Origin of the sequence: Arthrobacter sp. 35/47, from assembly GCF_000520475.1 — a bacterium.
GTDB classification, from domain to species: Bacteria; Actinomycetota; Actinomycetes; order Actinomycetales; family Micrococcaceae; genus Arthrobacter_D; species Arthrobacter_D subterraneus.
The window spans coordinates 72,418-97,314 of record NZ_KI914594.1; the positions used below are offsets into that span (position 1 = coordinate 72,418).

General features: G+C 65.8%; 27 protein-coding genes. 11 read left to right on the forward strand and 16 right to left on the reverse strand.

Annotation, left to right across the window (positions count from 1 at the left end; translation table 11 throughout):
- From X803_RS18755 to X803_RS0108475, 5 genes are all read left to right on the forward strand, one after another.
- Window positions 1–483 (forward strand): hypothetical protein (locus X803_RS18755; protein WP_035778305.1); only part of this gene is annotated, 483 nt, incomplete at its 5' end.
- Window positions 484–524: 41 nt separating this feature from the next.
- Window positions 525–986, forward strand: a complete 462-nt coding sequence (locus X803_RS0108460) for a pyridoxamine 5'-phosphate oxidase family protein (RefSeq protein WP_026544799.1) — start codon at window positions 525–527, stop codon at window positions 984–986.
- Entirely contained in the window at window positions 983–2,188 is a 1,206-nt protein-coding gene (locus X803_RS0108465; RefSeq protein ID WP_253907420.1) for an N-acetylglucosamine-6-phosphate deacetylase, read from the forward strand. Before X803_RS0108460 ends, X803_RS0108465 begins: the two co-directional genes overlap by 4 nt.
- 216 nt (window positions 2,189–2,404) lie before the next feature.
- Window positions 2,405–3,022 (forward strand): DUF47 domain-containing protein, encoded by a 618-nt coding sequence (locus X803_RS0108470; protein WP_026544801.1) that lies wholly within the window; start codon window positions 2,405–2,407, stop codon window positions 3,020–3,022.
- Window positions 3,023–4,033 (forward strand): inorganic phosphate transporter, encoded by a 1,011-nt coding sequence (locus tag X803_RS0108475; protein WP_026544802.1) that lies wholly within the window; start codon window positions 3,023–3,025, stop codon window positions 4,031–4,033.
- 6 nt (window positions 4,034–4,039) lie between these two features.
- Here X803_RS0108475 and pstB read toward each other — a convergent pair whose 3' ends face one another.
- The 4 genes from pstB to pstS form a co-directional block, all read right to left on the reverse strand.
- The gene (gene pstB, locus X803_RS0108480; protein ID WP_026544803.1) at window positions 4,040–4,819 is read right to left on the reverse strand and encodes a phosphate ABC transporter ATP-binding protein PstB; all 780 of its coding nucleotides are present in this window, start codon (window positions 4,817–4,819) and stop codon (window positions 4,040–4,042) included.
- A gap of 28 nt (window positions 4,820–4,847) precedes the next feature.
- The gene (gene pstA / locus X803_RS0108485) at window positions 4,848–5,951 is read right to left on the reverse strand and encodes a phosphate ABC transporter permease PstA (RefSeq protein ID WP_026544804.1); all 1,104 of its coding nucleotides are present in this window, start codon (window positions 5,949–5,951) and stop codon (window positions 4,848–4,850) included.
- Window positions 5,951–6,883 (reverse strand): phosphate ABC transporter permease subunit PstC, encoded by a 933-nt coding sequence (gene pstC / locus X803_RS0108490; protein WP_026544805.1) that lies wholly within the window; start codon window positions 6,881–6,883, stop codon window positions 5,951–5,953. The genes pstA and pstC overlap by 1 nt, the downstream gene beginning before the upstream one ends.
- 150 nt (window positions 6,884–7,033) lie before the next feature.
- A complete protein-coding gene (pstS, locus tag X803_RS0108495) occupies window positions 7,034–8,149 on the reverse strand; it encodes a phosphate ABC transporter substrate-binding protein PstS (protein ID WP_026544806.1) in 1,116 nt (371 codons plus the stop codon).
- 248 nt (window positions 8,150–8,397) lie between these two features.
- On the opposite strand from pstS, the gene X803_RS0108500 reads away from it, so the two are divergent.
- From X803_RS0108500 to disA, 4 genes are all read left to right on the forward strand, one after another.
- On the forward strand, window positions 8,398–9,159 hold the full coding sequence (locus X803_RS0108500; RefSeq protein WP_026544807.1) for a hypothetical protein: 762 nt from the start codon (window positions 8,398–8,400) through the stop codon (window positions 9,157–9,159).
- 10 nt (window positions 9,160–9,169) lie between these two features.
- Window positions 9,170–10,297, forward strand: coding sequence for an FUSC family protein (locus tag X803_RS0108505; protein WP_026544808.1), 1,128 nt, complete (start codon window positions 9,170–9,172; stop codon window positions 10,295–10,297).
- Window positions 10,298–10,338: 41 nt separating this feature from the next.
- Complete coding sequence (gene radA, locus X803_RS0108510) at window positions 10,339–11,715, forward strand: DNA repair protein RadA (RefSeq protein ID WP_026544809.1); 1,377 nt, start codon at window positions 10,339–10,341, stop codon at window positions 11,713–11,715.
- Between the two features lie 135 nt (window positions 11,716–11,850).
- A complete protein-coding gene (gene disA / locus X803_RS0108515) occupies window positions 11,851–12,927 on the forward strand; it encodes a DNA integrity scanning diadenylate cyclase DisA (protein ID WP_026544810.1) in 1,077 nt (358 codons plus the stop codon).
- 42 nt (window positions 12,928–12,969) lie between these two features.
- On the opposite strand, the gene X803_RS0108520 is transcribed toward disA, so the two are convergent.
- The gene (locus tag X803_RS0108520) at window positions 12,970–13,566 is read right to left on the reverse strand and encodes a hypothetical protein (RefSeq protein ID WP_253907421.1); all 597 of its coding nucleotides are present in this window, start codon (window positions 13,564–13,566) and stop codon (window positions 12,970–12,972) included.
- Between the two features lie 214 nt (window positions 13,567–13,780).
- On the opposite strand from X803_RS0108520, the gene X803_RS0108525 reads away from it, so the two are divergent.
- Both X803_RS0108525 and X803_RS21020 read left to right on the forward strand, forming a co-directional pair.
- Window positions 13,781–14,692: an HhH-GPD family protein gene (locus X803_RS0108525; RefSeq protein WP_253907422.1), complete on the forward strand. Its 912-nt coding sequence runs from the start codon at window positions 13,781–13,783 to the stop codon at window positions 14,690–14,692.
- A gap of 134 nt (window positions 14,693–14,826) precedes the next feature.
- Complete coding sequence (locus X803_RS21020; RefSeq protein WP_156930015.1) at window positions 14,827–15,309, forward strand: hypothetical protein; 483 nt, start codon at window positions 14,827–14,829, stop codon at window positions 15,307–15,309.
- 119 nt (window positions 15,310–15,428) lie between these two features.
- Here X803_RS21020 and dhaM read toward each other — a convergent pair whose 3' ends face one another.
- The 11 genes from dhaM to X803_RS18765 form a co-directional block, all read right to left on the reverse strand.
- Window positions 15,429–16,157: a dihydroxyacetone kinase phosphoryl donor subunit DhaM gene (dhaM, locus tag X803_RS0108535; RefSeq protein ID WP_026544813.1), complete on the reverse strand. Its 729-nt coding sequence runs from the start codon at window positions 16,155–16,157 to the stop codon at window positions 15,429–15,431.
- Entirely contained in the window at window positions 16,154–16,792 is a 639-nt protein-coding gene (gene dhaL, locus X803_RS0108540) for a dihydroxyacetone kinase subunit DhaL (RefSeq protein WP_026544814.1), read from the reverse strand. Before dhaL ends, dhaM begins: the two co-directional genes overlap by 4 nt.
- Window positions 16,793–17,794, reverse strand: coding sequence for a dihydroxyacetone kinase subunit DhaK (gene dhaK, locus X803_RS0108545; protein ID WP_026544815.1), 1,002 nt, complete (start codon window positions 17,792–17,794; stop codon window positions 16,793–16,795).
- A gap of 235 nt (window positions 17,795–18,029) precedes the next feature.
- On the reverse strand, window positions 18,030–18,203 hold the full coding sequence (locus tag X803_RS21440; protein ID WP_026544816.1) for a CsbD family protein: 174 nt from the start codon (window positions 18,201–18,203) through the stop codon (window positions 18,030–18,032).
- Between the two features lie 111 nt (window positions 18,204–18,314).
- A complete protein-coding gene (locus tag X803_RS0108555; RefSeq protein ID WP_026544817.1) occupies window positions 18,315–18,824 on the reverse strand; it encodes an amino-acid N-acetyltransferase in 510 nt (169 codons plus the stop codon).
- A gap of 133 nt (window positions 18,825–18,957) precedes the next feature.
- Entirely contained in the window at window positions 18,958–21,465 is a 2,508-nt protein-coding gene (locus X803_RS0108560; RefSeq protein WP_035778306.1) for an ATP-dependent Clp protease ATP-binding subunit, read from the reverse strand.
- Window positions 21,466–21,583: 118 nt separating this feature from the next.
- Window positions 21,584–21,907: a histone-like nucleoid-structuring protein Lsr2 gene (locus X803_RS0108565; protein ID WP_026544819.1), complete on the reverse strand. Its 324-nt coding sequence runs from the start codon at window positions 21,905–21,907 to the stop codon at window positions 21,584–21,586.
- A 98-nt stretch (window positions 21,908–22,005) separates the two neighbouring features.
- On the reverse strand, window positions 22,006–22,185 hold the full coding sequence (locus X803_RS0108570) for a hypothetical protein (RefSeq protein ID WP_026544820.1): 180 nt from the start codon (window positions 22,183–22,185) through the stop codon (window positions 22,006–22,008).
- A 3-nt stretch (window positions 22,186–22,188) separates the two neighbouring features.
- The gene (lysS, locus tag X803_RS0108575) at window positions 22,189–23,643 is read right to left on the reverse strand and encodes a lysine--tRNA ligase (RefSeq protein ID WP_084033556.1); all 1,455 of its coding nucleotides are present in this window, start codon (window positions 23,641–23,643) and stop codon (window positions 22,189–22,191) included.
- A gap of 64 nt (window positions 23,644–23,707) precedes the next feature.
- Window positions 23,708–24,619 (reverse strand): pantoate--beta-alanine ligase, encoded by a 912-nt coding sequence (panC, locus tag X803_RS0108580; RefSeq protein ID WP_026544822.1) that lies wholly within the window; start codon window positions 24,617–24,619, stop codon window positions 23,708–23,710.
- A partial coding sequence (locus X803_RS18765) for a DUF2520 domain-containing protein (protein ID WP_035778307.1) occupies window positions 24,616–24,897 on the reverse strand: 282 nt, incomplete at its 5' end. The genes panC and X803_RS18765, both read right to left, overlap by 4 nt.

The window sequence follows — 24,897 nt, forward strand, 5'->3', positions numbered from 1 at the left end:
CCCGCCGTGACGCAGCGGCTGGTGCAGCTCGCCGACCAGCAGGGGCTCGAGGCTGTCGCCGAAATGTGGGCGGAAAGCCCGGCGCGGTCCTTGCCCGGTGCGCTCTGGCGCCTCTACGCCCTCCGCGCCGCTACCCAGCAGAACCCCGAGCGAATTGCGGCCTACTTCAAGGCCGGCAAGGAGGTGGCCCAGGTGTCCAAGGTTGTTGCCGGTGTGGCCGAGCCCCCCGGCGCCGACGAGGTCCAGCAGATGGCTGACACCATCCTGTCCGGTGCCTTCGATGGCGAGTTCGACGTGGCACTTGAGCGCTTCGCCGCTTTCTGCCGCGTCATTGCGTTGGGCCAGACCAACCACGCCGACGACGCCGAGACGTCAAACGGGGCGCATGCGAGCAAGCTGACGCGCAGTTCCCACCAGCTGGTCAAGACCGCCGAAGACCTGGAGCACGCCGCCGCTTCCTGGCGGCGCGGCGAACTGGACTAACGTCCCTGTTTCCTCAGCGGTTCGGAGGCTAGGATCGCCGTATGGAAGAGAATCCTGCGGGAATCGAAGTTCTGAGTGACAGCGACTGCTGGACCTGCCTGCGGCAGGTGTCGGTGGGGCGTCTCGCCGTCGCGCTCGAAGACGGCCCGGACATCTTTCCCGTGAACTACACGCCGGACCACGGGACTCTTGTGTTCCGGACGGGATCAGGCACCAAGCTGGCTGCAGTGGAGGCCGACGCACGGGTCGCGCTGGAGGCAGACGGCGTGGACTCCGACGCCGGCATTGCGTGGAGCGTGGTGGTGCGGGGCCAGGCGGAGCTGGTGAAGCGGCCCGACGACGTCCTGGAGTCCTTTTCCCTGCCCCTCTTCCCCTGGCAGGAGGGGAAGAAGGATCAGTTCGTCAGGATTGTCCCCACCACCATCTCGGGCCGCCGGTTCCCCATTGCTGAACCGAAAACCTGGTGGACGCCCGGCACGAGCGGGCGGACTGCGGTGGAGTGACGCACAACAGCGTGAACGGAGTTCTCGGCAGGATCCTCGAAGAGGACGGCAGCCACGGGCGGGCTGCCATCAGCATTTCCGGTGATGCCATCGCCGGCGTACGCCGGACCGACTCCCCCGACAGCCCGGAAGGACTCCTCCGGCTACCGGAGGAGTTCACCGTTGTTCCCGGCTTTGTTGACCTCCACTGCCACGGCGGATTCGGGGTTGACTTCCCGACGTCGGATGCCGCCGGCGCACGGGAGGCCGTTTCGCGCATCCACCGGACCGGCACAACAACGCTGCTCGCAAGCCTGGTCACGGCCGAGCCCCAGGCCCTGCTAGACGGCGCGGAACGGTTCGCCGGGTTGGCAGAGTCCGGGGCGATCGCCGGCATCCACCTCGAAGGCCCATTCCTCTCCCACGCCCGCTGCGGAGCCCAGAACCCCGACTGGCTCATCAACCCGGATCTGGACCTGGTCCGCGGGCTTGCCGCCGCCGCACGCGGCGCTCTGCGCACCATGACCTTCGCGCCTGAGCTGCCGGGCTCAGCCGAGCTTGTTGACGTCCTGGCCTCCCTCGGGGTGGTGCCGTCCGTGGGCCACACAGCAGCCAGCCCTGAGGTGGCCCGCGAGGCCCTCGCCCGGGCCGCCCGCGAACTCGCGCGGCATGAGACTGGCCCGGGAGCGGTTCCCACGGTCACCCACCTGTTCAACGGCATGGACCCCGTGCACCACCGCTCCCCCGGCGCCCTCTCCGCCTGCCTGCGCGCCGCACGGGCAGGCCATGCGGTGGTGGAACTCATCGCCGACAACGTACACCTCGCACCGGACACCGTTGCAATGGTGTTTGAGCTGGTCGGGGCGGACAACATCGCACTCGTCACGGATTCAATGGCTGCTGCCGGGCTCTCCGACGGCACCTACAGCCTTGGACCGTCACAGGTGCAGGTCTCCGGCGGCGTAGCACGGCTGAAGGCCGGCGGGTCCATCGCGGGCGGAACCTCCACCATGGCAAGCCTCGTCCGGAACGCCGTTGACGCCGGAGTCCCGCTCAAGGACGCCCTTCACTCGGCGACCCACGTGCCGGCGCGGGTCCTGGGCCTCGATGGTCAGGCCGGCGTCCTCAAAGAGGGCGCCAGGGCGGATCTGGTGGTGCTGGATGAGCGACTCGAGGTGCGCGGCGTCATGCGCGGCGGGCAGTGGCTCAGCACTCCTCGTTGACATGCACGCGGGTCAGTAGCAGACTGAAACTGGTGTCGGACCGTGGAACCCCCGGGCTTCAACATTGAGCCGCTTCGAGCGGCCTACCGCCGAGAGGCGCTCCCGGTTCGGCGCCACTTTTATGCCCTCATACCGGCCATTCGGGGAACACCGCACCCACCTGGCCGCACAGGTATTCTTGGGTGGCAACCGTCCGTGCGACCCTAGGTGACTTTAGTGAAGCTCCGCCTCTTCCCTCAGGAAAACGCAGGACTGGAACTGCTCTCCAGCATGGCCCAGCAACTGGTCCTCGGGGTGCGCAGCATGTCCGGGATTTTCGGAGCATCGCCCCAGGATTACGATCAGCTCGCGGAGGAACTGCACCAGCTCGAGGGCACGGCGACTGACCTGCACTTCGCACTGCTGACCTCGATGCGCACCAGCTTCATCAACCCGCTGCCGCGCGAAGACCTCTACGCTATCTCCCGGCTGCTCAGCGAAGCCATGGAAAAGCTCGACGGCGCAGCGGAACTGATTGCCCTCTACAAGCTGACCAAGCTCAGCCGCCGCGCAACGGAGCAGCTTGAGGTGATCACCCGGCAGGCCGAGCTGACCGCCGAGGCGATGCGCCAGCTCAACTCACTGGATGACCTCGAGGATTACTGGATCGAGATCCTGCGCCTTGCCAAGCGCGCCGAGCGGACACACCGGATGTGGTGCTCCGAGCTGCTCGCCGACCACAAGCCCCTGGTCTACGCGCGGCACCGGGACATCGCCAACCAGCTGGTCGATGTCACCAAGGACATCCGCAAGGTGGCAACCCACGTCGGAGCGATCCTCGTCAAGGAATCGTAGGTGGAGTTCTTCCTTTTCGGGGCCGTCGTCGTCTTTGCCGGCGGCTTCGCGTTCATCAACGGCTTCCACGACGTCTCAAATTCAATCGCAACATCGATCCGTACCCGCGCGCTCACACCGACGGTCGCCGTCCTGCTTGCTGCTCTGTTCAACCTCATCGGCGCCCTGATGAGCGCGAGCCTGGCCACCCTCTTCACCGGCGGCAGCATCAGCCTCCCCGCCGGGCAGAGCGGCCTGGGCATACTCCTGGCCGCCCTGCTCTCGGCCTGTGCCTGGGGACTGTTCACGTGGTACCGGGGCAAACCGTCGTCGTCCACGCATGCGCTCATCGGCGGGCTGATCGGGGCAGGCGGCGCGGCTGCCCTGCTGGGCGGGAGATCCATCTCCGGCTCCGGCAGGGTATTCCTTCTGGAGATTGCCCTGCCGCTGCTGCTCTCCCCGCTGGTTGCCTACCTCCTGGCCTACGTGCTCGTTTTCCCGTCAACCTGGCTGCTTCGGCACAACTCTCCGCGGAAGGTCAACAACGGGAACCGGATGGCGCAGGCGGTTCTGACTGCCGCCTTTGCGCTGGGACACGGACTGCAGGACGGGCAACGCACCATGGTTGTGATCGTCCTGGCGCTGGTCGGTGCAGGCCTCTACTCGGGGGACGGCGTGCCGCTGTGGGTGCAGGTCTTCGCCGCGGTGCTCCTGGCCGGCGGATCACTGCTGGGCGGCTGGCGCATCACCCATACCCTCGCGAACCGGCTGGTGCGCATCGATCCTCTGCGCGGCATGGCTGCGCAGGGTGTCAGCGCCTTCATGCTCTTTGTCGGGGCGCTGTCCCTGGACATGCCGCTCTCCAGCACGCACACAATGACCTCCGCGATCGTGGGTGCCGGGGCCAACCAGCGCTACGCCACGGTCCGCGGCCGCGTGGTGCGCTCGGTACTGGTGGTATGGATTACGACGGCGCCGGTCACCGCGCTGCTCGCGGCCACCCTGTATCTCGCGATGAGCCCGCTTTTCTAGCTGCGCCTATCCGAAACGACCGGAGACGTAATCCTCGGTTGCCTTCTGAGTGGGCATGTTGAAGATGTTCGTCGTCTCGCCGTACTCGATGAGCTTGCCCGGCTTTCCGGTGCCGGCAATGTTGAAGAACGCCGTCTTGTCCGATACCCGGGCGGCCTGCTGCATGTTGTGGGTAACGATGACTACGGTGTATTCGCTCTTGAGCTCGTTGATCAGGTCCTCGATGGCGAGGGTGGAGATCGGGTCGAGCGCCGAGCAGGGCTCATCCATGAGGATGACCTCGGGCGATACCGCAATGGCGCGGGCAATGCAGAGCCGCTGCTGCTGGCCGCCGGACAGACCTGAGCCGGGACGGCCGAGGCGGTCCTTCACCTCATTCCAGAGGTTGGCGCCGCGCAGGGACTGTTCGACCAGCGCGTCCGCATCGGACTTGGAGATGCGCTTGTTGTTCAGCTTCACGCCGGCCAGGACATTGTCCCGGATGGACATGGTAGGGAACGGGTTGGGCCGCTGGAAAACCATCCCGATCTGGCTGCGGACCGTCACGGGATCAACCGCGGAGTCATACAGGTTGTCGCCGTCGAGCAGCACTTCTCCCTCGACCCGGGCGCCCGGAATGACCTCGTGCATACGGTTCAGGGTGCGCAGGAAGGTGGACTTGCCGCAGCCGGACGGGCCGATGAACGCCGTCACGGAGCGGGCGTCGATGCTGATGTTCACGTCTTCCACAGCGAGGAACTTGCTGTAGTAGACGTTGAGGTCCTTGACGTCGATTCGCTTGGACAATGGTGATCCTTCTGGTTGTGCCGGCGGGTCAGCGGCTGGTCTTGGGAGCGAAGAGGCGGGCGATCAGTCGCGCCGCGAGGTTCAGGAGCATGACCATGATGATCAGCACCAGGGCGGCCGCCCACGCACGCTGGGTGCTCGGGTCGGTGGCCGTCGGAGACGTGGGCGTCAGGATCTGGTAGTAGATGAACGTCGGCAGCGTGCTCATCCAGTCACCGAAGACGTTCCAGTTGATTGAGCTGGCGAAGCCGGCGGTCACCAGGATCGGCGCGGTCTCGCCGATCACGCGGGCGATCGCAAGGGTGACGCCGGAGGCAATGCCGGAGATCGCCGTCGGAATCACCACGCGCGTGATGGTGCGCCATTTCCGGACGCCCAACGCGTAGGCGGCTTCACGAAGCTCGTTTGGAACAATCTTCAGCATCTCTTCGGTGGAACGCACAACCACGGGCACCATCAGCACGGAAAGCGCGACGGCGGCAACAAACCCGGTGCGCGTACCCGGACCGAACAGCTGGCCGAAGAGGGCGGCGGCGAACAGGCCGGCGACAATGGAGGGAATGCCGGTCATCACGTCCACGAAGAAGGTGATGGCCCGGGCGAGCTTTCCGCCGGTTGAATATTCCACGAGGTAGACGGCGGCCAGCAGGCCGATGGGTACGGAGATGATGGTCGCCCAGAGCGTGATCTGGAGCGTACCGACAATGGCGTGGTAGGCGCCGCCAAGGACAGGGGTGCCTTCTGCGACGGCCTGGTTGTCGATGGCCCCGGTCACCCCGTTCATGGAGGTGAACAGGAAGTTGTAGTTCAGGCCGGGCACTCCGCGCTCCAGGACCGTCCAGATGACGGAGAGCAGCGGCAGCAGTGCCACCAGGAAGGCGCCGTAGACCAGGAACAGGGCCAGCCGGTTCCGCGCTTTGCGCCCGCCTTCCATCACGCCCGTCACCGCGGTTCCGGCCACAATGAAGAGCAGCGCGCTGAACAGCGCCCACGGCACCAGGCCGAATCCCACCAGGGCGGCCAGCGCGGCGCCGACCACGATGGAAGCCGCCAACACCACCCAGAGGGTGTAGGAGGGCATTTTGCCCTTGGTCAGCTGCGAGCGACGCGGAGTCAAAGTGGCATTCGCCATTAGTTAGCCCCTGAGAATTCTTTGTGCCGGCTGATGATCCACCGGGCAATGATGTTGACCGCAAGGGTGATGACAAAGAGGACCAGACCGGCGGCAATCAGCTCAGCCAGCCGGAGTCCATAGGCCTCCGGGAAGTTCAGTGCAATCTCGGCGGCGATTGTCTGGTTGCCGGACTGGATGAGGCTCGCGGTCAGCGCCCCTCCGGAAAGCACCAGGGCCACCGCCATTGTTTCGCCGAGCGCGCGGCCGAGGCCCAGCATGGCGGCGCTGATGATGCCCGGACGGGCGAAGGGCAGCACCGCCATGGTGATCATCTCCCAGCGGGTGGCGCCCATGGCGAGCGCTGCTTCTTCATGCAGTTTCGGCGTCTGGAGGAAAATTTCGCGGCTCAGGGACGTAATGATCGGCAGGACCATGACGGCGAGCACAATGCCCGCGGTGAGCATGGTGCGTCCCGTCTGGCTTGCGGGACCCTCGAAAATCGGGATCCATCCGGCATTTGCGGCCAGCCAGGCGTAGGCAATGGCCAGCTGCGGTGCGAGTACGGCGTATCCCCATGCGCCGTACACCACCGAGGGAATTGCCGCGAGCAGGTCAATCACATAGCCAAGTCCCTGCGCAAACCTCCGCGGCGCGTAATGGGAGATGAACAGTGCTACGCCGATACCGAGCGGCGTCGCAATCAGGAGCGCGATGGCTGCCGCGATGACCGTGCCGAGCACGATCGGGAAGATGTAGGTGAAGAAGCCCGCACCGCCCGTGATATCCGCCGGGTCGGCGCCGAAGACCGGTAAGGCCTCCTTGATCAGGAAGACCGCAACGCTGAAAAGCGCCGCCAGAATCAGGCAGCCTGCGGCCAGGCTGGCGCCGGAGAAGATCTTGTCTCCGGATTGGCCTGCACCGCCTGATCGTTTCAGTGCGTTCGTTGACACGTGGGGACCTTTCGGCGCTGCGTGGGGACGGTCTGGAACAGTGCTCACGCTAGTGTTCCGCTCTTACAAGGTACCTGCAACCCTGCCGGGCCGCAGACAGCGAGCAGCCCCGCCGGGGCTTTTCGAGCCTGGCGGGGCAGCAGGGCTTTGCTAGGAAGCAACCTGGATGGACTCGATGGCCTCAAGTGCCTGCTCACGCAAGGCCTCGGAGATCGGTGCGTTTCCTGCGGAGTCGGCGGCCGCCTGCTGGCCCTCTTCGCTGACTACGTAGGTACCGAAGGCCTTCACGAGGTCAACTGTCTCCTGATCTTCATACTGGGTGCAGAAGATGTTGTAGGAGACGAGGACAACCGGGTAGGCGCCGGATTCGGTGGTGTCGCGCTCAAGGTCGAGCGACATGTCCAACTCGCCACGGCCCTCGACCGGGGTGGCAACCTCTACCGCACGGGCGGCAGCTTCTGAGCTGAGGGGTACGTACTCCTCGCCGACCTTGACCAGGGCGGTGCCCAGATCGCCGACAGCGGAGGCGTCAGCGTAGGTGATTGCACCCTCGGTGGCGGAGGTGGTGGAGACGACGCCGTTGGTGCCCTGTGCGTTTTCGGCAACGATCTCGGACGGCCAGTCGCCGGAGACCTCGTAGGTCCACTGCTCGGGAGCCGCGGCCGCGAGGTACTCGACGAAGTTTTCGGTGGTGCCCGACTCGTCAGCACGGTGGACAACGGTGATCGGCAGGTCGGGAAGCTCCACGCCCTCGTTCTGCGAGGCGATTGCTTCATCGTTCCAGTTCGCGATCTCGCCCTTGAAGATGGAGGCGATGGTGGGAGCGTCGAGGTTGAGCTCCTTGATCTCGGGCAGGTTGAAGGTCACGGCGATGGGGGATACGTAGCCGGGAATGTTGATGGCTCCCTCGGGCCCGCAAACCTCCTTTGAAGCCTCGTACTCTTCCTCATCAAGGTAGGCATCGGAGCCGGCGAACTGCACGCCCTGGGCCAGGAATGCGTCGCGGCCTGCGCCCGAGCCGTCCGGGGAGTACTGGATGGTTGCGTCGGGGTTGAGCTGCTCGAACCCGGTCTTCCAGGCGGTCATTGCCGCGTTCTGGGCGGACGAGCCTGCACCGGTCAGGGTGCCGGAAACTGTGCTTTCGGGAGCGGCGCTGGAGCCGCCGTCGGTCCCGGAATTGACGGCGTTGTCGGAGCCGCACGCCGTAAGGGCCAGAGCGGCCACGGAGATTACTGCCGCTGCGCGGCCAAAGCGAAGAGCCTTCACTTGAATATTGCCCCTTCCAGGGTTTTGAACAGTCGGTGCTCGCTGGGGGCACCCGCGTTTGTGTGTACGAGCTTGGGTACGCAAACCACGCTAGGCACCGCAGGTAACGAGACTGACGGGCCAAAGTGAACGGAAGGTGAACAGCGGGAGGACATTTACCCCGATTCGGCTCGCGACCCTTGTGCTTTCACCGGAATCGGCTATTGGTTCCCAACTTTCTCCAATGACTGCCCGCTAGCGTGAAGAACGTGACCAGCCTGAGCCATTCCGACGGCGCTCCACCGGACGAGGGGCAATCCGTTCCCCGTCCGCGCGGCCATCCCCTGCGCTGGCGACGCCTGCTGGCGGGGCTCGGAGTGATCCATCTCCTGATTGTCGCCCTGAGCTTCGCCGCCCCAATGTTCACCGGGGGACAGCGGGGTGAGACACCATTCAGCGCGTACGTCGATGTGAACCGGGAAGGCAACCTCCCCACCTGGTGGGCTGTCGCCCAGCTTGCGGCAGCGGCCACCAGCCTGTTGTTCGTTGCCGTTCTCGCCCGTCATCAGCGGGTCAGGGGAACCGCAGCATGGTGGATTCTCGGCTGCCTGGTACTGCTCTTCTGCCTGGATGAGGGCACCGGGCTGCATGAACGCCTGGAAAGCCTCATCCTCCAGTTCACCGATGTTCCTGACACTGCGTTCCTCTGGCTGGTCCTCGGCATCCCGCTCGCGCTGATTGTCCTTGTGCTCGCCGCCGTAAGCGCCCGCCACCTGCCGGAAGAATCGACCCGGCTGATCGTGCTGGGCGTGGTCACCCTGCTGTTTGCCGCCGTCGGACTTGAGTTCGTGGCCGCGCAGTCGGTTGGTCTCGGAGTGCCGCCCCTGGCTGTGGACGGGCTGTCCCACCTGGAGGAATTCCTGGAACTGGTCGCCGGATCACTGCTGCTCGCTGCACCCCTGGCCGCCGTTCGGACCCGGACCACCGGCAAGTCCACCAGCTTTACCCTGATGGACCGTTCCCGGCGGTAGGGTCAGGCATATGACCCGGCGTTCCCGACTGGACCGCGCACGCTCCTTTATGCGCAACCGCTCCCGCGTCGGCCTGCGCCGCAGCCGTTCATCCCTGCTTCCCGCCGTCCAGATCACCGTCGGGGCCGTGGGCGCCTATGCCTTCGCGGAACAGGTCCTCGGTCATGAAGGCCCGCTCTTCGCGGCGACCTCAGCGCTGATCGCACTCGGCTTTTCACGCGATCCCCGGCTGCGCCGCGTCCTCGAGGTGGGTTTCGGCTGCACCCTGGGCATCGCCGTCGGGGACGTGCTGCTGGCGGTGCTGGGCACCGGTCTGTGGCAGGCCGCCGTCGTACTCTTCATCTCCGTGCTGCTGGCGCGGTTCCTCGACAGCGGAACCATCTTCACCACCCAGCTGGCCCTTCAATCGCTCCTGGTTGTCCTGCTGCCCGCTCCGGAAGGCGGGCCGTTCACGCGGAGCGCGGATGCCATTGTGGGCGGTGTCATTGCGCTCCTGATCACCATGGCCATACCGCGCGACCCACGCCGTGAACCCAAAGGGGACGTCCGGAAGCTGCTCGGTGAACTCTCAGGTGTGCTGCGGGAAAACTCGCAGGCGCTCACCTCGAGTGACCATACCCAGGCATGGCACGCGCTGATCCGGGCGCGGAACTGCCAGCCACTCATGGACGGACTGTCCGGTTCCCTGCGCGCGGCCACGGAGGTTGCGCAGATCTCCCCCGCGTACCGGAGGCACCGGAGCGAGCTCGGCGAACTTCGCGGAGCCATCGGATTCATTGACCTGGCCATCCGCAACAGCCGGGTCTTCTCACGCCGCCTGACCTCGGTGATCAACCATGCGGCGCTCTCGGACGAGGCGGTGCAGTCACTCGCGCAGGTCATCGAGGACACCGCCGATGCTGTGGACGTGCTCGCCCTCGCGCTCCACTCCGTCTCGACCGCCGAGCGCGACCAGCACCTCCGCAGGGCGCGCGAGGACCTGGCCGCTGTTGCCACCACCCTGCATCCGGCACGGCTCAATGTGCAGCGGCTGGAGGGCGAGGGCCTGGTCATCCTCTACCGGCCGCTCGTCGTCGACCTCCTCCAGGCCACCGGGCTGTCCCATGACGACGCCGCGGGATACCTGCCGAAGCTGTGAGCCTCAGCGGGACTGTCGGAGGCACCCGGTACGTTTGAGGCATGGCTACCAAGACCGCGCGCTCGCGCACGCAATCCCCCGCCTACCGCTGCGGTGAATGCGGCTGGACCACCGCCAAGTGGGTGGGCAGGTGCGGTGAGTGCCAGGCCTGGGGAACGGTCGAGGAAACCGCTGCGGCCGGGGTGGCGAGGACGACGGCGGCCACCACGGTTGCGCGGCCGGCCCTCCGTATCGCTGATGTCGACGCCACCACGGCCTCCTACCAGCCCACCGAGGTGGGCGAGCTTGACCGGGTCCTGGGCGGTGGGCTGGTGCCCGGCGCGGTCATCCTGGTGGCAGGAGAGCCCGGGGTCGGCAAATCCACGCTGCTGCTCGATGTCGCTGCACGCGTCGCCCGGCTGGGACGCACCGTCCTGTATGTCACGGGCGAGGAATCCTCCGCCCAGGTGAAGCTGCGCGCGGAGCGTATCGGCGCGCTGGCGGACACCCTGTACCTCACGGCGGAATCGGACCTGAGCCAGGCTCTTGGGCAGGTTGAGAAGGTGGACCCTGCACTGCTCATCGTGGATTCGGTGCAAACCTTGAGCAGTCCGGACGTTGATGGAAGCGCCGGCGGTGTCACGCAGGTGAAGGAGGTGGCGGCGTCGCTCATCAATGCCGCCAAGACCCGCGGGATGACCACACTGCTGGTGGGTCACGTCACCAAGGACGGGTCCATTGCCGGTCCGCGCCTGCTGGAGCACCTCGTGGACGTGGTCTGCCAGTTCGAGGGTGAAAGGCACTCGCGCCTTCGCCTGATGCGCGCGGTCAAGAACCGTTACGGACCCACGGACGAGGTGGGCTGCTTCGACCTCACGGACACCGGCATCGAGGGCCTCGCCGACCCCAGTGGACTGTTTGTCTCCCGCACCAAGGAACCGGTGTCGGGCACGTGCATCACAGTGACCCTTGAGGGCCGGCGGCCGCTGCTGGCGGAGGTGCAGGCACTCCTCGCAGAATCGGCGAACGCCCAGCCGCGCCGCGCCACCAGCGGCCTGGACGGATCGAGGGTGTCCATGCTCCTCGCTGTCCTGCAGCAGCGCGCATCGCTGCAGCTGCACAAGGATGACAGCTATGTAGCCACGGTGGGCGGAGTGAAGCTGAGCGAGCCGGCCACGGATCTCTCGGTTGCGCTCGCTATCGCGTCGGCCAAGACCAACCAGGCGCTCCCGTCCCGGATGATCGCCTTCGGGGAAGTCGGCCTCGCCGGTGAGGTCCGCCCGGTGCCTGGCATCTCACGGCGCATCCAGGAGGCCGAGCGTCTCGGCTTCACGCACGCCGTCGTGCCGGAATCACCCAATGGACCCGGACGGATCCCGGCGGGTTTCACCGTCAAACAGGTCAGCACCCTCACGGAGGCCCTGGAACTGCTCTTCTGAGACCTCCGGAAGCACCCGGTAACCCGAACGTTACGCATTTGAGCAGGAACCGGACGGCCAGCCCCGAGCCTGCTCCCATAGGATTGGGTACTGCCGGGCGATGCATTCGCGTGCCCAGCGGGAAGAGGGAGTGAGATGGTACGCAGTCCGGAGGATGCTCTGAAGGCAACCCTGGCGCGGGTTGCGCCGGGTACGCAGTTGCGGGACGGCCTGGAACGCATCCTGCGCGGGCGCACCGGCGCACTGATTGTCCTGGGGTTCGACCGCACGGTGGATTCAATCTGCTCGGGCGGCTTTGACATCGGAATCGACTTTTCTCCCACCCGGCTCCGTGAACTCGCGAAGATGGACGGCGCAATCGTCTGTGACCGCGACGCAAGCAACATCCTGCGCGCCGGCGTCCAACTGGTGCCGGACCACCGCATCGAAACGCAGGAGTCCGGGACGCGGCACCGGACCGCCGAGCGCGTGGCCATCCAGACCAGTTTCCCGGTGATCTCCGTGAGCCAGTCCATGCAGATCATCGCGCTTTACGTCGACGGCCTCCGCCACGTCCTTGAGGGTTCTGAGCCGGTGCTGGCGCGCGCCAACCAGGCACTCGCCACCCTGGAGCGCTACCGCGCCAGGCTTGACCAGGTCACCGGTTCGCTCTCGGCCCTGGAAATCGAGGCCATGGTGACGGTCCGCGACGTCGCGGTCACGCTGCAGCGCCAGGAAATGGTCCGGCGCATCTCCGAGGAAATCTCGCAGTACGTCCTTGAGCTCGGCATCGACGGGCGTCTCCTCTCCCTGCAGGTGGAGGAGCTCACCACCGGCCTGGGCCCAGGCAGTGAAATGGTCCTCCGCGACTACTCGGGCCTGGGCGGAAGCACCACCCCGGTTGAGGAGCAGCTGGCCCGGCTCCAGGGGTTCAGCTCCACTGACCTGATTGACCTCGGAACCATCGCCAGCGTGCTCGGGTTCAACCCGTCCTCGGATTCGCTCGACGCCGTGGTCCAGCCCAAGGGTTTCCGGCTGCTCTCGGGGATCAAGGCGGTGCCGCCCACCGTGGCCAACCGGCTGGTGGACCACTTCGACGGACTGCAGAACCTCATGGCGGCCAACATCGACGACCTCATGGCAGTGGACGGTATCGGGGAGCAGCGGGCGCGGACCGTCCGCGAGGGCCTCTCACGCATCGCGGAGACCAGCCTCCTCGACCGCTTCATGTAGGTCCGGTCCGCAACTTCCCCATGACCGCGCTGACCGGGGCGATTACTGGAGCGTGAAGGGAACCTCGTCGCTGATGCGCTCTCCGAGACGGGTCTTGAAAACGTAGCCGCCGGGACCCGGCACAACCTCAACAGGAGCGCACTCGGGTGCACTCCGGTTCCGCTGCCACTGGAAGCGCGCGGTTTCGGATCCGCCCGGTTCAATGATCACCTCGAGGTCTTCAGCGCCCTCCTGACAATCCCTGGAGGAGAAGATCCGGTCCTCGCCACTGGTAATCAGGAACTCCATCTGGGAGGTCCCGACGTTCACGGGACAGGGAATCTCGCCCGTATTGCGCACCGTCAGGGAGAGGACCGGTGACTGCTCGGCGGCGTAGGTCTCAGCATCCGTGCTGCCGGTGACCTTGATCGATGCCGGGTTGCACACCGGCTCGGTGGACGTCGGCTTCGGCGTGGGGCTCGGTGTCGGCTCCGGCGAGGCCGTTTCACCCGGAGCGGAGGATGCGGCCGGGTCGGGAGAAACGCTGGGTGAACCGGCGGCTGCCGGGGGTTGCGCGGGATCGCCGCGGAACATGCCCGCAATAGCGATCCCGGCCCACACCAGGCCGCCGATCAGCAGGAGCGCAAGCACTGCTGCCACCTGACGCCGCCGTCTATACACCCTTGGGCTCGGTTTCCGCCGGGGATTAACCACCCGGCTGCTGCCTGTACCTCCTGCCGAGCTCATGGTTCAAGGCTAAGAGACTGCGGCGCGGCAAGCGGCCGCACCACGCCGCGCGGCCCACACTTCCCGGGCGCTTCGATAGGGTGGATCCTGCTGATTCGACCATCTGGAGCCCACCCTGAACACCGCCGTGCTGCACTCCCGCCTGAGCGACTGGTTCGACGACGCCGCCCGCGACCTTCCGTGGCGGCTCCCTTCGCGGACGCCCTGGGGTGTCCTGGTGAGCGAGTTCATGCTTCAGCAGACCCCGGTGAGCCGCGTGCTGCCGGTGTGGGAGGACTGGATGTCCCGCTGGCCGACACCGGCAGACCTGGCCGCGGAGCCCGCCGGGGAGGCTCTGCGGCACTGGGGCCGCCTGGGCTACCCGCGGCGGGCGCTGCGCCTGCACGCGGCGGCGACGGCCGTCGTCGTCCGTCATGGGGGGCAGGTACCAGGTTCGTATGATGAGCTTCTCTCCCTGCCCGGCGTCGGCACCTACACCGCAGCAGCCGTCGCCGCCTTTGCCTTCGGCCGCCGCGAGACGGTGGTCGACACGAATATCCGGCGGGTGCACGCCCGCCTGGTGGACGGAGCTGCGCTGCCGGCACCATCCCTCACGGCGGCGGAAATGAAACGGGCGGCCACACTGCTGCCCGACGACGCCGGTTCTTCCGTGCGATGGAACGCTGCGGTCATGGAGCTGGGGGCGTTGGTGTGCACTGCCCGGACACCCTCCTGCGAGCAGTGCCCGGTGCTCGACCTGTGCGCGTGGGTGGCGGCGGGGAGGCCCGCTCCCACGTACGTGCCCAGGGGTCAGTCCTGGGCGGGCACCGACCGCCAGGTCCGCGGCGCGATCATGCATGTCCTGCGGCACGCCGATGCCCCCGTGCCGCGGCCGTTGATCCACGACCGCCCGGTCGACCTTGCCTTCGGGGCGTCCACGGCTCTCGAGAAACTCCACGCTCTGAATGCTCCACCGGAGCAACTGGAGCGCGCACTGGAGGGCCTCCTCACCGACGGCTTGGCCCAGGAGACGCCGAACGGCGTCCAGCTGCCCGCCTAATTTCTCCGGAAGTTTTGCGCACCTCCGGCGGCCTTGCCCGGCCAGAAGCAACCCGAACTGCCCGAAAGTTCCGGGAATCCAATCGGTACCGAACCGTTCCCGGCGGCCGGCCGGAAGGCGTCTATCCTGCTTCCATGGGACGCTTACGGGCAGCTCCGGTTTCCACCGCCGTCGTGCTGTGTACAGCGTGCGCAGGCGGCGCAGGGGAGCCGCTGGCGTGCACGGAAATCGGTGCCGAACCCGGGGTCACGATCACCATTTCCGAGACCATGGCCGCGGCAATGGAAGTTCCGGTCCTTGAGGTGTGCGCCGCTGAATGCCGCACCTATCCGGTGGACCTGTTCCCGGGAACTGAAGCGGTGGACCTGGGCTGTGATTCCGCCGAACCCGAGGGAAGCTGCTCAGCGAGCATGCGCCCGGACGGCACGCTGGTGGGCTTTGTTCGTGTTGATGAGCTGACCGCCGGCGAGGTTGGCGTGACACTGATCTCGGGCGATCAGCGCTACCGCAGCACCGGCACACCGCAGCTGGTCTACCCCAATGGGCGGAACTGCCCGGGCGAGGCCCTGCAGCTGTCTGTAACGCTCGACGACGGACGCCTGGCCCCCCGATCCTGAATCTTTTGCGCGCATATGGCGGCTTCGAGGCGGCGGAAGTCACCATAGATGCGCAAAATTTCCAGTGGGGTGGGGTGGGGTGGGAGTGGATGGGATGGCCGAGGGTGTGGGCGGGGCCGCTACAGCTCGCCGAACCCTGCCTTCACTTCACCGCCGATGTATTCGATGGCCTCCTGCGCCTGCGGGCCGGTTGCTTCCGCCCGCAGTTCCTGCCCCTCTCCGAGGGCCAGCGACATCAGGAGCATCACGGATTTACCGTCGACGCCGTTGATGCTGACCTCTGCGTCCAGGTCGGTCAGGGCCCTGGCGATGACCGCGGCGGGGCGTGCGTGCAGGCCCATCTTGTTCGGGAGCGTCCATGCGCCGGTCACGGGAATTCCAACCCGCTCCTCGAGCGGTTCCACCTGCCCGGGAACCGCGGCCCCGTGAGAGACGAACGGCTCAAGGGATTCCGGGTCGATGGACACGACGGCCCGCTCAGCGGCTGCAGCGACCTCGTCCACCGTGCCGCCCGACTCAGCCTGCACAGCGGCGGCGACTGCTCCCTCGACCAGCGCGGCCTGCGGCAACCGGATCCGTGAACGGGTGTCCGGTGAGAGGAATTCGAGCGTCATCTCGGCCGTCATCACCGCCGAGCCGAGGTCGGTGAGGACTACTACGCCGTCGCCCTCCTCGGCTTCCTCGAGGCCTGACTGGACCTTCTCAAGGCTCGTCCCGATGCGGGAGGGGAAATCATTGGTTCCACCGGCAGCGGCAATCCGGACGTTCGGGGCCATCTGCGCGGCAAGCTCCACCACTCCCTCGGCGATCTTGCTGCTGTGGGAGACGATCACCAGGCCAACGGTCACAGCTGCTGCCCCGCGGTGTCAGCCGCCGCCTGCAGGATCAAGGCCGAGGACTGCGCGCCCGGATCGCGGTGACCGGCGCTGCGCTCGCCAAGGTAGCTGGCTCTCCCCTTCCGAGCGATGAGTGGCTCCGTTGCGGTGGCACCTGCCTGCGCGGCGTTCGCTGCAGCGTTGAGCACCTCGGGGCTGGTTGCCCCGGCGGACTGTGCGGTTTCGGCCGCCTCGACGGCGGGAGTCCAGGCGTCGACCATGGTCTTGTCTCCCGGCTCCGCCTTGCCGCGGGCCACCACACCATCGCGTGCTGCGGTCAGGAAAGCAACGACGGCGGCTGGATCCAGCTCGGCTGCGTCGCCGAGCGCTGTGGCTCCACGAAGGAACGCGGTGCCGTACAACGGACCGGCAGCGCCCCCGACCGTGGACATCAGGGTCATGGCCGTCAGTTTGAATACTGCCGCCGGGTTCTCCTGGGAACCGCCGTCGAGCTTCCCCACCACCGCCGCGAATCCGCGCTGCATGTTCTCGCCGTGGTCGGCGTCACCGATGGCCCGGTCCAACTCCATCAGGGCGGTGCGGTTCTCGGTCAGGACCCGCGAGCACTCCCGGATCCAGGCTTCAGCCCACTGCACAGTCAACGCCATTTACACTCCCCATCGCAGGGCCGGCGTCCACACCGGCGTGTCCCAAAGTTCCACCATTTCATCGTCAAGCTTCAGCACCGAAATCGAGGCTCCCTGCATCTCCAGCGCCGTGATGTAGTTGCCGACGAGAGAACGCTCCACGGACACACCCTGCTCGGCGAGCACCTGACGGGCGCGCCGATAGACGATGTACAGCTCACTGGCCGGAGTGCCGCCCATTCCGTTGACGAACAGGAGCACCCGGTCACCGCTGGACGCCTTGAGGTCACCGAGGATCGGCTCAAGGAGCCTGTCGGTGATTCCGTCGGCGTTCTCCATCGCGATGCGGTGCCTGCCCGGTTCGCCGTGGATGCCGATGCCGATCTCGATCTCCTGCTCGGTCAGCTCAAAACTGGGAACGCCTGCGTGCGGAACCGTGCAGGCGGACAGCGCAACACCCATGGAGCGGACGTTGTCATTGACGCGCTGGGCGATGGCCGTCACCGCATCCAGCGAGTCCCCGCGCTCGGCAGCTGCACCGGCAATGCGCTCGACGAGCACCGTTCCGCCGACGCCGCGCCGGCCTGCCGTGTACAGGGAATCCTCCACCGCGACATCGTCATTGATCAGGACAGACCGCACCTCGACGCCTTCCGCCTGCGCCATCTCCGCCGCGGTCTCGAAGTTGAGCACGTCTCCGGTGTAATTCTTCACGATGTGGAGCACTCCGGCGCCGCCGTCGACCGCCAGCGTGGCGGGAATGATCTGATCCGGAGTGGGGGAGGTGAACACCGCCCCGGGCACGGCAGCATCAAGCATCCCCCGGCCCACAAAGCCGGCGTGCAGAGGTTCATGGCCGCTGCCGCCCCCCGACACCAGCCCCACCTTGCCCTGGACCGGGGCGTCCTTGCGGGTGATGAACAGCGGATCGGGATGCACCTCCACGAGGTCCGCGTGTGCCGCTCCGAATCCCTCGACGGATTCAGTCACTACTGACTGGGGGTCGTTGATCAGCTTCTTCATGCGAGTCTCCTAGACGGTGATCGACCGGTAGATAACCGGTTCGCCATTGATCGGTCCGCTGTGTGTCCCGGTACAGGGACAAGCCTTACCCGGCGGGCTGCAGGGGTACTTGAACAGTACCCGCGGCGCCCACCGTTGCCCAGACCTTTCAGAAGAGGGCCGGAAACAGGTGTGGGAAGAACCCCGAGAGGTTCTTCCCACACGTGGTGGTCCTGGCCACCGGGCGTTGTGCCGGCTACTTCTTGAACGCGTCCTTGATGTTCTCACCGGCATCTTTGAGATTGGCTTTGCTCTGGTCTTTCTGACCCTCGGCTTCCATCTCCCTGTCACCGGTGGCCTTGCCCAGGCCTTCCTGGACCTTGCCGCCCAGCTTCTCGGCCTTGTTCTGAGCTTTCTCGTCTGCACCCATGGCGTTCCGCCTTTCGTCGACGTTCCGTCCCCCGGTCGGGAGAACTCACCCGGCATCGAAATACCAAGCATCCTTAGCTTATCGGGGCGGGGCCTGCCTGGCTAGATTCGTTCAGAGGTCCCGGATCATCCTGGTGTTGCCAAGGGTGTTCGGCTTGACCCGCGCAAGGTCAAGGAACTCGGCTACGCCCTCGTCATGGGAGCGCAGGAGCTCCGAATACACCACGGGATCCACCGCCGACTGGTCCTCCATCACCCGGAACCCGTGACGCCGGAAAAAAGCCTCCTCGAAGGTCAGGCAGAACACCCGCCGCACGCCTACCGCACGTGCTTCCTCAAGCAGCGCGTTCACGACGGCGCTGCCCACTCCCCTGCCTCGTGCTTCCGCAGCGGTGGCCAGGGTACGGATCTCGGCGAGGTCCTCCCACATGACGTGGAGGGCTCCGCAGCCGAGGACGCCGCCGTCGTTGTCTTCGGCGATCTTGAACTCCTGGAGGCCCTCGTAGTAGGCGACCGTTTCCTTGGCGATGAGAATGCGCTGATCCGCAAGCGGCGCAACCAGCTGCTTGATCACCGGCACGTCGGCGGTGGTTGCGCGGCGGATTCGAAAGGACTGGCTCATCCGATCAAGTCTAGGGACTCCGCGCCGCGTGCCAGGCCGTCCACCCGCCGGGCACACCGGAACAGGCGCCCAGACGACAGGATGCCCGCACCGGCGATCCGGTACGGGCATCCTGTCCTGTAGGTGCGGAAACTTATTCGGGAACCGTGGCCTCGATGGCCGGGGGCGTGTCCTCGATTGCCTTCGGAGCACCGTGCCCAACGAAGGTGAACTGGGCTTCGTCTCCCTCGCCCTCGACGTCCACCGATACGGTCTCGCCGGACTTGAGGTCTCCGAACAGGATCTTCTCGGACAGCTGGTCCTCGATCTCGCGCTGGATGGTGCGGCGCAGCGGCCGAGCACCCATTGCGGGGTCATAACCGCGGGTGGCCAGCAGCACCTTGGCGGCGGGGGTGAGCTCGATGCTCATTCCCTTGTCTGCCATGCGCTTGCCCAGGCGGTCGAGGAACAGATCGACGATCTGGACAATCTCCTCCTGCGTCAGCTGCGGGAACACCACGGTGTCGTCAACGCGGTTCAGGAACTCCGGGCGGAAGTGCTGCTTGAGCTCTTCCGTGACCTTCGCCTTGATCCGGGTGTAGCTCGTGTTGGTGTCAGTCCCGGACTGGAAGCCGGTCATGACGCCCTTGGAGATGTCCCGGGTACCGAGGTTGGTGGTCATGATGATGACGGTGTTCTTGAAGTCCACCACACGGCCCTGGCTGTCCGTCAGGCGCCCGTCTTCCAGGATCTGCAGGAGCGAGTTGAAGAGATCGGCGTGGGCCTTCTCCACCTCGTCGAACAGAACCACGGAGAACGGCCGGCGGCGGACCTTCTCGGTGAGCTGGCCGCCCTCCTCGTAGCCGACGTAGCCGGGAGGAGCACCGAAGAGCCGGGAGACGGTGTGCTTCTCCGAGTACTCCGACATGTCCAGCGTGATCAGCGCATCCTCGTCACCGAAGAGGAACTCGGCAAGCGCCTTGGCGAGCTCCGTCTTGCCGACGCCGGTGGGGCCGGCGAAGATGAACGATCCGCCCGGGCGCTTGGGATCCTTGAGGCCGGCGCGCGTACGGCGGATAGCCTGGGAGATGGCCTTGATGGCGTCATCCTGCCCAATGACCCGCTTGTGCAGCTCATCTTCCATCTTCAGCAGGCGCGTGGACTCCTCCTCGGTGAGCTTGAAGACGGGGATGCCGGTGGAGTTCGCCAGCACCTCGGCGATCAGCTCCTCGTCAACCTCGGCGATGTCATCGAGGCCGCCTGACTTCCAGCGGCGCTCCTTGTCCACGCGTTCATCGTGGAGCTTCTGCTCGCGGTCCCGTAGGCGGGCTGCGCCCTCGAAGTCCTGCGCGTCGATGGCGGATTCCTTTTCCCGCTTCACGGAGGCGATGCGCTCATCGATTTCCTTGAGCTCCGGCGGGGCCGTCATCCGGCGAATGCGCAGGCGCGCGCCGGCTTCATCGATGAGGTCGATTGCCTTGTCCGGCAGGAACCGGTCGGAGATGTAACGCTCGGCCAGATTGGCCGCTGACGCCAGAGCGGCATCCGTGATGGACACCCGGTGGTGCGCCTCGTAGCGGTCGCGCAGGCCCTTCAGGATCTCGATGGCATGCGCTACCGACGGCTCCTGCACCTGGATGGGCTGGAACCTGCGCTCAAGGGCGGCGTCCTTCTCAATGTGCTTGCGGTACTCATCCAGTGTGGTTGCACCGATGGTCTGCAGCTCTCCACGCGCGAGCATGGGCTTCAGGATGGACGCCGCGTCAATGGCACCTTCAGCCGCACCCGCACCCACGAGGGTGTGGATCTCATCGATGAACAGGATGATGTCACCGCGGGTCCGGATTTCCTTCAGGACTTTCTTCAGGCGTTCCTCGAAGTCACCGCGGTAGCGCGAACCTGCCACCAGCGAGCCGAGGTCAAGGGTATACAGCTGCTTGTCGCGGATGGTCTCGGGAACGTCACCGCGCACGATGGCCTGTGCAAGCCCCTCGACGACGGCGGTCTTGCCGACGCCGGGCTCGCCGATGAGCACCGGGTTGTTCTTGGTGCGGCGGGAGAGGACCTGCATGACGCGCTCCATCTCAAGCTCGCGCCCGATCACCGGGTCAAGCTTGCCCTCGCGCGCTGCCTGGGTGAGATTGCGCCCGAACTGGTCGAGCACCACTGAACCGGCGGGCGTGCCCTCCTGCTGCTGGCCGCCGGACGCCACGGGCTCCTTGCCCTGGTAGCCGGAGAGCAGCTGAATGACCTGCTGGCGGACGCGGTTGAGGTCAGCGCCGAGCTTGACCAGGACCTGCGCTGCAACGCCCTCACCCTCACGGATGAGACCGAGCAGGATGTGCTCGGTGCCGATGTAGTTGTGGCCGAGCTGGAGCGCCTCACGCAGGGAGAGCTCAAGCACCTTCTTGGCACGGGGAGTGAAGGGAATGTGACCGGAGGGAGCCTGCTGGCCCTGCCCGATGATCTCCTGCACCTGCTCGCGCACCGCGCCCAGAGAAATACTCAGGGATTCGAGCGCCTTTGCGGCGACACCCTCACCTTCATGGATTAGCCCAAGCAGAATGTGCTCGGTGCCGATGTAATTGTGGTTGAGCATGCGGGCCTCTTCCTGGGCCAGCACTACAACTCGACGGGCACGATCCGTAAATCTCTCAAACATGAGGCACACTCCTAGCTAACGCGTAATTCGATGCTACGTGCCTGCGCATGGCTTGGGGAGCGTGTTCGCCACAGGCGAGATGCCGAAAAAGCCTGTGCGTTCCCGGGCGGGAGGCCGCTTACCGCTGAGCGGCCCGGTACGCCTCAATAATTTCCGAATTCACACGGCCCCGGGAAGAGACGTTGTAGCCGTTTGCCTTCGCCCATTCGCGGATTTGCGCTGCCTCCTGATTGCGGGCGGCGGGTGCGCTGGGGCGCTGCTTCGGCTGGCTTTCGCGCCTTCCCGCGGAAACGTACTGGGCCAGGGCGCTCCGCAACTCGTCGGCGTGCGCTGAGGAAAGGTCAATTTCATACTGCGTTCCGTCGAGACCGAACCGGACGGTTTCATCCGCCTCGCCGCCGTCGAGGTCATCAATAAGAATGATTTTGACTTTCTGCGCCATGATAATTACTCCTCAATCGGCCCGGGCCCGCTATTCAGGAGTAATTATCGTCCGCAATAAACCCCTACGTCAAAGAGCGGAATTTTCCCCTGAAGGATTCACTGCTTCCCTGACTCATCACCCGGGGAGGACTCGGGTTTAATTGCATTCTCCCTGGCGTTTCGCTCCGCTGATTCGGCTTCGCGCTCCGCCCTATCGGCATTGAAGATCGCCTTCATGACGAAGTAGAAGATGACTCCCACCGCGATGGACGGCAACAGAACGGTCAAATACTCCATGAATTAACCAAGCTCCGGCTTCAGCAGCGGGAATAGGATGGTTTCCCGGATACCCGCGGAAGTAAAAAGCATGACGAGGCGGTCAATGCCCAATCCGATACCGCCCATCGGCGGGGCTCCATATTCGAGGGCACGGAGGAAGTCCTCGTCGAGCTGCATGGCTTCCTCGTCCCCTGCGGCGGCGCGCCTTGACTGTTCCGTGAGCCGCTCCCGCTGGATCACCGGGTCGATGAGCTCGGAAAAGGCGGTCCCCCGTTCCATTCCACCGATGATGAGGTCCCAGGCTTCGATCAGCCTCGGCTGGTCCCGGTGGGGACGGGCCAGTGGTTGCGCAGAGGGGGGATAGTCGTAGACGAATGTCGGCTGTATCAGGGTCGGTTCGACAATTTCACTGAACAACTCAAGGACAAGCTTTTCCTCATCCCATGCCGGGTCCACGGAAACTTCCCGCTCCGCCGCCACAGCGAGCAACGTTTCCCTACCGGTTTCAGGGCTGATTTCGCGGCCGACCGCCTCGGAGAGTCCCGGATAAACGCCCAACCAGCGCCAATCGCCGTCAAGATTAATGGTTCCGGCTTCAGTTTCAATCTGGCGCGATCCCAGCAGGTCAGCGCAATTGAGGATGATCTCCTTCATTCGATCAGCCATCACGAACTGGTCCGCATATGCCTCGTAACACTCGAGCATGGTGAATTCCGGGCTGTGGGTCGAATCGACTCCCTCATTGCGGAAAATACGTCCAATTTCGTAAACCCGGTCGATTCCGCCCACAACTGCCCGCTTGAGATAGAGCTCAAGGGCAATGCGCAGGGTCATTTTCTGGTCGAACGCATTCACGTGGGTCTCGAACGGCCTCGCGGCCGCGCCGCCGTGCACCAGCTGCAGGATGGGTGTCTCTACCTCGAGGTAGTCCCGTGCGTGGAGGGTTTCGCGGATACTGCGCGTAATCATGGCCCGGGTGCGGACCATCTGCCGCGCTTCCTCACGCACCAGGAGGTCCACATAGCGCTGCCGCACGCGGGTCTCCTCGTTCACACCGGCGTGCAGGGTGGGCAGCGGGCGCAGCGCCTTCGAGGCCATTTTCCAGCCTGACGCCATGACGGAAAGTTCACCGCGCCGCGAACTGATGACCTCCCCGGTCACCTGCACATGGTCGCCGAGGTCGACGGTGGCCTTCCAGTCAGCCAGCGGCTCCTCGCCGACCGCGGCAAGGCTCAGCATTGCCTGCAGACGGGTGCCGTCGCCTTCCTGAAGGGTGGCGAAGCAAAGCTTTCCGGTGTTCCGGAGGAAGACCACGCGGCCAACCACGCTGACATCCTCACCCGTGGACTCTCCGGCTTCGAGATGGCTGAAGCGCTTACGGATCTCGGCCAGCGACGACGTGCGCTCCGGCTTGACCGGGTACGGCTCGTCACCGCGCTCCAGCAGGCGCGCACGCTTTTCCATGCGGATGCGCATCTGCTCGTTGAATTCTTCGGTGGTGAGGATCGGCTCAGTGGTCACGATATCCAAGGTTACCGGTTCAGCCCCGCGCCCCGGCCGGGTCCGCTTTCAGCGGCTGGTTGTCGATCAGCCGCACACTGCCTACCCGGGCAGCGATCAGCGCCAGCCCCTCCCCCGAGAACGGCGTCAGGCTGCAGTTGAACGCGAGTGGTTCCAGGGTGTCCGGGTCCACCACTTCGAAGTACTCGAGCTCCACGAGCGGTTCGCTTTCAACCAGCGCGACGGCGGAATCCAGGTCCAGCGGTTCACACCGTGAGGCACGCTCCGCCAGGAGCCGCAATGCGCGGGACAGGACCAGGGCAGCGCTCGCCTCCTTCTCGCTCAGGAACCGGTTCCTGCTCGACAGGGCGAGGCCCTCTGCTGACCTGACGGTGGGCACGGCCCGGATCTCGGCCGTGAAGTTGAGGTCGCTGACCATTCTGCGGATCAGGGCAAGCTGCTGTGCGTCCTTCTGGCCGAAGTAGGCCCGGTATGAGGCGTCCGCGGCCGGCCAGGCGAGGTGCAGCAGCTTGGCGACGACGGTGAGCATGCCGTCGAAGTGGCCCGGCCGGAACTCACCTTCGAACTTTTCACCGAGGCGTCCGGCGGAAAGCCGCACGAGGGGGGCGCCGCCCGCGTACACCTCTTCCTGCGGGGGCGCGAACACCAGGTCGACTCCGCACTCGCCAAGCAGTTGGACATCCGCCTCGAGGGTCCGCGGGTAGCGGTCGAGGTCGGCGGGATCGCCGAACTGGAGCGGGTTGACAAAGATGGTCGCAACAACGACGTCGTTCTCTTTCCGTGCCGCGCGGGCAAGCGCCGCGTGGCCTTCATGCAGCGCACCCATGGTGGGGACGAGCCCCAGGCTGGCGGGGTGCCGCCGGGAGCTGCCAAGCAGCTCGATGGTAGCCGCCCGCAATTCGGCAGCGGTGGTCAGGACCCGCGGGCTCATGCGTTGCCTACCTCTCCCGATGCACCGAGGGCGTCGGTGATTGCCGTGGCCTGGTCCGCGGTAAGGACGCCGCGTTCCAGGGCACGGCGGGCAGTCACCGCAGCGAGCCGGGTGTAGGCGGCCCGGATGTCTCCCGGGGCGTCGGCGAGTGCGGCAGCGTGCGCCGCCACCGTTCCGGCGTCGCCGCGCGCAACAGGACCTGTCAGTGCGCCTTCGCCGGCGGCCAGCGCGTTCTCCAGTGATGCGCGCATCAGCGGTCCCAGCAGCCGGTCGGGCTG

Coding starts and splice junctions, on each gene's coding strand:
- X803_RS0108460 (WP_026544799.1), top strand. CDS start 525: ATGGAAGAGAATCCTGCGGGAATCGAAGTTCTGAGTGACAGCGACTGC.
- pstA (WP_026544804.1), bottom strand. CDS start 5,951: ATGGCGAATGCCACTTTGACTCCGCGTCGCTCGCAGCTGACCAAGGGC.
- X803_RS0108505 (WP_026544808.1), top strand. CDS start 9,170: ATGACCCGGCGTTCCCGACTGGACCGCGCACGCTCCTTTATGCGCAAC.
- radA (WP_026544809.1), top strand. CDS start 10,339: ATGGCTACCAAGACCGCGCGCTCGCGCACGCAATCCCCCGCCTACCGC.
- disA (WP_026544810.1), top strand. CDS start 11,851: ATGGTACGCAGTCCGGAGGATGCTCTGAAGGCAACCCTGGCGCGGGTT.
- X803_RS21020 (WP_156930015.1), top strand. CDS start 14,827: ATGGGACGCTTACGGGCAGCTCCGGTTTCCACCGCCGTCGTGCTGTGT.
- dhaL (WP_026544814.1), bottom strand. CDS start 16,792: ATGGCGTTGACTGTGCAGTGGGCTGAAGCCTGGATCCGGGAGTGCTCG.
- dhaK (WP_026544815.1), bottom strand. CDS start 17,794: ATGAAGAAGCTGATCAACGACCCCCAGTCAGTAGTGACTGAATCCGTC.
- X803_RS21440 (WP_026544816.1), bottom strand. CDS start 18,203: ATGGGTGCAGACGAGAAAGCTCAGAACAAGGCCGAGAAGCTGGGCGGC.
- X803_RS0108555 (WP_026544817.1), bottom strand. CDS start 18,824: ATGAGCCAGTCCTTTCGAATCCGCCGCGCAACCACCGCCGACGTGCCG.
- X803_RS0108560 (WP_035778306.1), bottom strand. CDS start 21,465: ATGTTTGAGAGATTTACGGATCGTGCCCGTCGAGTTGTAGTGCTGGCC.
- X803_RS0108565 (WP_026544819.1), bottom strand. CDS start 21,907: ATGGCGCAGAAAGTCAAAATCATTCTTATTGATGACCTCGACGGCGGC.
- X803_RS0108570 (WP_026544820.1), bottom strand. CDS start 22,185: ATGGAGTATTTGACCGTTCTGTTGCCGTCCATCGCGGTGGGAGTCATC.
- lysS (WP_084033556.1), bottom strand. CDS start 23,643: ATGCGCATCCGCATGGAAAAGCGTGCGCGCCTGCTGGAGCGCGGTGAC.
- panC (WP_026544822.1), bottom strand. CDS start 24,619: ATGAGCCCGCGGGTCCTGACCACCGCTGCCGAATTGCGGGCGGCTACC.